Here is a 5,316-nt window from a genome sequence, read left to right on the forward strand (position 1 = left end):
ACTTCGCATCTGGTACCGAGGCCCCGTCCAATGGGGATCAATCCACTTGCAGATCCCGCACCGCTTCGAAGTGCCGTCACAAGAGACGGCAGGCCAACCGGTCAAAATCACTGTGTCGAGGATCTAGGCTACTTCGGGATTGACGCCGACGCGGCGCCAGGTCGTTATGCGGAAGCCAGTGAAATCGTTATTGAGGCGATGAAAGGCGGCACACTGTCCTATCAAGGCCGCCATTTTGAGCTGAACGGCGTTCCTTTGACGCTAGGTCCTCATCAGCGTCCACATCCGCCGATATGGATCACCACCAATCGCCCCGAGACCGCAGGCTGGGCCGCTGCGAATGGCGCAAATATCGCCTGCGTAGGACCTTGCTCTTCTGTTCGAAGAATTACTGATGCCTTCCGCGCCAATCGAGGGCACAACACTGACGCGGACCATCAAGCGCCATTTCTTGGGTTGCTCCGCATGGTCGTGATCGGGAAATCTGACACACACGCCTATTCGCTCGCGGCACCCGCTTACGAACAATGGCTCCAGAGCTTTAAATACCTTTATGACCTCAATGCCATTCCGACCCCTCCAAACCTACCGATGACCTTCGATGCAGCAGTCGAAAGTGAATTGTGTGTAGCAGGATCGGCAGCTTCTGTGCGACAAACTCTTCTTAATCACCTGGAAATGGCAGGTGCCAACTACCTTCTTTGTCAACTCGCATTTGGGAACCTGCAACTAGATGCCTCTCTATACACTGCAGAGGCGATTCATGCCGAGATCATGGATCGACTTGGCTGACGACGAAGTTCGCTATCCGCCGTTGGAGATCAAATCGTCAATGCGGCGCTCCTCGGTACTCTCCGAGCAGCCACCGAGAATGACCATGCAGTTTTACGGCGGGGTTAATGTGTCAGTGGAATGCTCAAGCATGTGCGTAGCGGAACGGACGGGCTAGGTCGGGAGGGAGGTCAAAGTGCCGAGTGAGCCAGCGGCACTGACTGCCTGGATTGGATCGCTGGGATTGAAGCCTGAGCGGATCGGCCTGGAGGCGGGGCCGTTGTCGCAAGTGGGCTGTGATCTACACGCGCGAGGAACCCGGCATCTTGGCTTTGCGAGCGGAAGGCGCTTCTGCGCATCAGCGAACGTAACTCAGAATCGGCAACTTCGAGCGTGCAGAGCCTGAAACCCGCAAGCTCATTTAGACGCCGCTTCACCAGTAACAGCGACTCTTTTACTTGCCCAAAATCTCCGCAATAGCGAGTGGTCTGGGTTCTGTTGCAAATCCGGATCAGAGACGAGAAAGGATCAGGTGCTAATGATCCTCACGAAAGCCCAGTAACGGACAGACCTGCATGGCGGAAGAAGCGGACGACCATCGTGGGTCGGCGCTTCAGGCGGCTGAATTCACGGCGAGCGGGTCGATGCAGATCGGCGACTGATCCGGGCAGCGCGTTGGCCGTGGCACGCTTGACGCTGGCCTGCATCGCCTGCGCGGCGTGCTCCCTCGCCCTGACGCTGACGTCGTCGGTGGCCGTGGCGACCGTTGCCCTTGCTGTGGGCGGCGCGGGATGGGTCAGCGCCTGGTCCGGGCTTGGCGTGAGTGTGCAGCTGGCGAGCCCGCGCTGGGTGGTGGGGCGCACCATCGCGATCTACTACGCGTTGGTCGATGGCGGGATTGCGGCCGGCAGCTGGCTGTGGGGCACGGTGGCCCAGACCCATTCCCTCTCCTGGGCGCTGGCGGGCTCCGCGGGGGCTCTGGTGCTGGTCGCCGCGGCCGGCACGCTGTTTCCGCTGCGCGAGCGCCGGGAGTCCGAGCCCGATCCGTTGGAGGCCTTCGACGCTCCGACTGTCGCCCTCAATCTGAAGCCGCGGAGTGGTCCCATTGTCGTCAAGGTCGACTATCTGATCCCCGAGAGACATGTTGGGGCGTTCCTGGATCTCATGCGCGAACGTCGGCATGTGCACAGCCGCGTCGGGGCCCGGCGCTGGACCCTCCAGCGCAACCTTCAGACGCCGCTGCAATGGACCGAAACCTTCCAGACACCGACCTGGACGGATTACCTGCGCCTCAACCATCGTCTCACGACCGCCGACAAGGAACTGGACGAGCGCGTCCTCGAATTGCACGCAGGCGAGGACCCGCCCCAGACGACGCTGTCGATTGAGCGGCCGACAAGTTCGGCCCGCAAGCGCGTGCCCATCCCTTATTTCCCCCGCCATTGATCTGGTAAAGACCTGGTGCGTTCGCGTCCACCTGCACTCGCTGAAGGGCATTTTCGTATAACCCTCTTGCTTGATGACCAAGTCGCGTCTGGCCATTGCCGGAAACAGAGCCGGTCTGCACCTCCGCAGCGGCCCCTGCCTTCAAGTACAACGGGGTTTGTGTCCATGCCACGCTACTCCTGTGACACCCGTTCTGATGAGAAAGCGTGGTTGGTCGATCCGGACGGAATGGATCTGGTCTGTTCAACGCATGCACGCCGGAAGGCTCTTGTGACCGCAGCCGAACTCGCAAAGAATGCAGGAGGCTGGCACAGTCGGATCTCTGTGCGGATCAGAGATTCTCATTCCGAGCCACTCCTGACCGTGACCATTGCCGTGGCCGCAAAGAAGCGGGATCTCGGGACAGCCTGAAATGAGCCCCGAACCCGAGCCACTGTGGGGCAGACTTGGCTGTTTCATCTTTGTCATCTGCATGCGACGGCGATCCGTCCGATCGTTCGGTGCCGCTGAAAAGCCCCTTGGCAAGACGGATCAAGGCTATAGAAGACCTGGACCCGCCTCCTTGAAGTGAAGCTCACCAGCTTCGGACGATCAATGCAGCTCGACTTTCCGACCCTTGGTGCTGTGTTCATGCTGAACACGGCCATTTTCACGGCCCTGCTGTTCTTCGCCTGGGCGCTCAATCGACAGGTCAAAGCCCTTGCCTGGTGGGGATTGGCGTTCCTTCTCATCCTTGTGGGCATGGGCCTCATGGTGGTTGCGCAGGGGGCACCGACCCTCGCCACCCTGCTGGTTGCCAACAGTCTCTTGATCGCCGCCTATAGTGTCCTCTACGGCGGCTGCCGCGCGTTCAATGCTCGACCGATCAGTCTCCCATCGCTCGGGGCGGGCGTGGTCGTGTGGTGGGTGGCATTCCCCTTCATCTCGGACAGTTCAGCGACGCGATTGGTGCTGACATCCGTCCTCAGCGCTGGTTACGCGCTGATGTCGGCCTGGGAGCTCTGGCGGCACGCCCGTCATCGCCTGGCGTCGCACGTCGCTGCCATCATTCTCCTGCTGGGACTGGTTGGCTTCAATGCCCTGCGCGGAGCGCTTGGATTTTCGCTCGCGCAGTCTCTTTGGATCGCGGGCCCTGTCCCACCAGGGTCCGGTGCGATGGCCATCGGCATCGCGACCTTCATGCCCACCATCGCGTTCGTCTTTCTGTCCATGGCGAAAGAACAACGGGAGGATCACTACAAGCGGGCCGCTTTGATCGACCCGCTGACAAGGATCCCGAACCGCCGAGCCTTCCTCGAAGGTGCCTCAGCGCTGATGTCACAGCAGCGCGAGACGCCCACCAGTTGTTTGCTCTTCGACTTGGACAACTTCAAGCAGATCAATGATCCCTATGGTCATAAGGTGGGAGACCATGTGCTGGAAATCTTCGGCTCGATCTTGTCCGATCACGTTCCAGGTGGTGTCTACGGCCGCTTGGGAGGAGAGGAGTTCAGCGCCATCGTTTGTCTCGATGAAGACGATGCCGGGAGACTGGCCGAGCACATCCGGCATTCGTTTGAATCGATTGCGAAGATTGTTCGCGGTCAGCGTGTGGATGTGACCGTCAGCGTTGGCTGTGCGACGGGTGCAACGTCAACCGTGAAAGACCTGCTCCGCCAGGCCGACACCGCCCTGTACCGAGCCAAGGCTCAAGGTCGGAATGTGGTTGTCTCGGCATCGGCGCGTTAACCCGCGGCCCGCGCCCAGGCCCGATACCGTCTTATCCGTCAGATCCCGGCCGCGTCTCGTTATTGTGACGGTGCCATCCTCAGCTCAAGCAGCGGAATACCTGAAAGATCAGGTGCACAATGGCTCGCGATCAGACGACCCCATCCGAACCCTCGCGTCAGTGTTCTCCTCTGGAAGGAAGCGGGAGGAGAGGAGGGGGCATTTGTGTGTGGCATACGTGTCGTCGAGAGCGCAAGCGCCCGCTGACGAGCCGGCGTCGCCACGCGTTGGGGACTGTTGCATTAACCTTGGCAGTGTAGCGAGGGGCGGTCCATTGAGGAGCCGCCCTGTTGTCCCTGTTCAAGCGCCGCCGCTTTCCAGTTGAGATCATCCTGCTGTGCGTGCGCTGGTACTGCAAATACGGCATCAGCTACCGCGACTTGGCCGAGATGATGCAGGAGCGCGGCGTCAACGTTGACCCGTCCACCCTCTTTCGCTGGGTCCAGCGCTAGGCGCCCGAGATCGAGAAGAGGGTGCGCCGTTACCAGGGCTTTCGCTCCGGCTCATGGTACGGGGACGAGACCTATGTGCGGGTCGGTGGCGCTGGAGGTATCTGTGTCGAGCGGTCGACAAGCACGGTCAGCTGATCGACTTCATGCTGTCCGACCGGCGCGATACCGGAGCAGCCTATCGCTTCCTGCGTCAAGCCCTGAAGACGATGAGCGGCTAACCGCCATCCTCGATCACACCGACAAGCTGGCCTCTGACCCGAAGGCGATCCAGCGCTTACAGCGCGAAGAGCTGCTGTCGAAGGATATCGAACACCGCACCTCAAAATATCTCAACAATGTCATCGAGGCGGATCACGGTGCGCTCAAGCGCATCATCCGGCCAACCCGCGGCTTCCAGAGACTGACAGCAGCGTACGCCACCATCAACGGCTTTGAGGTTATGCGCATGATCCGTCGCGGCCACTGCATCCTGACACAGCCCGGAGCGACAGGCGAAGTGCGTCTTGTGAACCAACTGTTTGGCCTTGTCGTTTGAGTGGTCCGCCCGGTTGGGTTCTTTGCGCGCTACCCGAGTTACTGCAACACAGCCGGGTCTTGGAGGCGTTGTTGCATCAAGCAAGTCGAAGCACTTTCGTCGTGGGCCTCGCCTGACCCAGTCGTTGAAAGCGCACACTTCGTCATCCGCCGGAGAGGTAGGTAAAACTCGTTCATGTGACAGCGCTCAGAAATGGCATACGACGTCAGGCTGCCGACGCCTTTGGTGCCAATCAGCTCCTCGGCGGCGTCCTGAATGCGATCACGGAGGGTCAAGGATGCCGAGTTGCGATGCGCTATCATCGTCCGCGTCCAACACGGCCGGATCCCGAAAAGGGGCTGCTGG

The 5,316-nt window shown here is 60.4% G+C and carries 3 protein-coding genes and 2 pseudogenes; all 5 read left to right on the forward strand.

Annotation, left to right across the window (positions count from 1 at the left end):
- Positions 1–792, forward strand: a 792-nt coding sequence (locus FS320_RS37310) for an LLM class flavin-dependent oxidoreductase (RefSeq protein ID WP_244627632.1), incomplete at its 5' end; no start/stop codon positions are given.
- 669 nt (positions 793–1,461) lie between these two features.
- Positions 1,462–2,217 (forward strand): annotated as a pseudogene (locus FS320_RS37320) (MFS transporter); the annotation flags it as partial.
- A 165-nt stretch (positions 2,218–2,382) separates the two neighbouring features.
- Positions 2,383–2,628 (forward strand): DUF6894 family protein, encoded by a 246-nt coding sequence (locus FS320_RS51135; RefSeq protein ID WP_420846824.1) that lies wholly within the window; start codon positions 2,383–2,385, stop codon positions 2,626–2,628.
- Between the two features lie 183 nt (positions 2,629–2,811).
- Positions 2,812–3,945: a GGDEF domain-containing protein gene (locus FS320_RS37325; RefSeq protein WP_152717355.1), complete on the forward strand. Its 1,134-nt coding sequence runs from the start codon at positions 2,812–2,814 to the stop codon at positions 3,943–3,945.
- A gap of 329 nt (positions 3,946–4,274) precedes the next feature.
- A pseudogene (locus FS320_RS37330) lies at positions 4,275–4,971 on the forward strand (IS6 family transposase).
- Positions 4,972–5,316 lie beyond the last annotated feature (345 nt).

The organism is Microvirga tunisiensis (genome assembly GCF_009296175.1).
GTDB lineage: Bacteria > Pseudomonadota > Alphaproteobacteria > Rhizobiales > Beijerinckiaceae > Microvirga > Microvirga tunisiensis.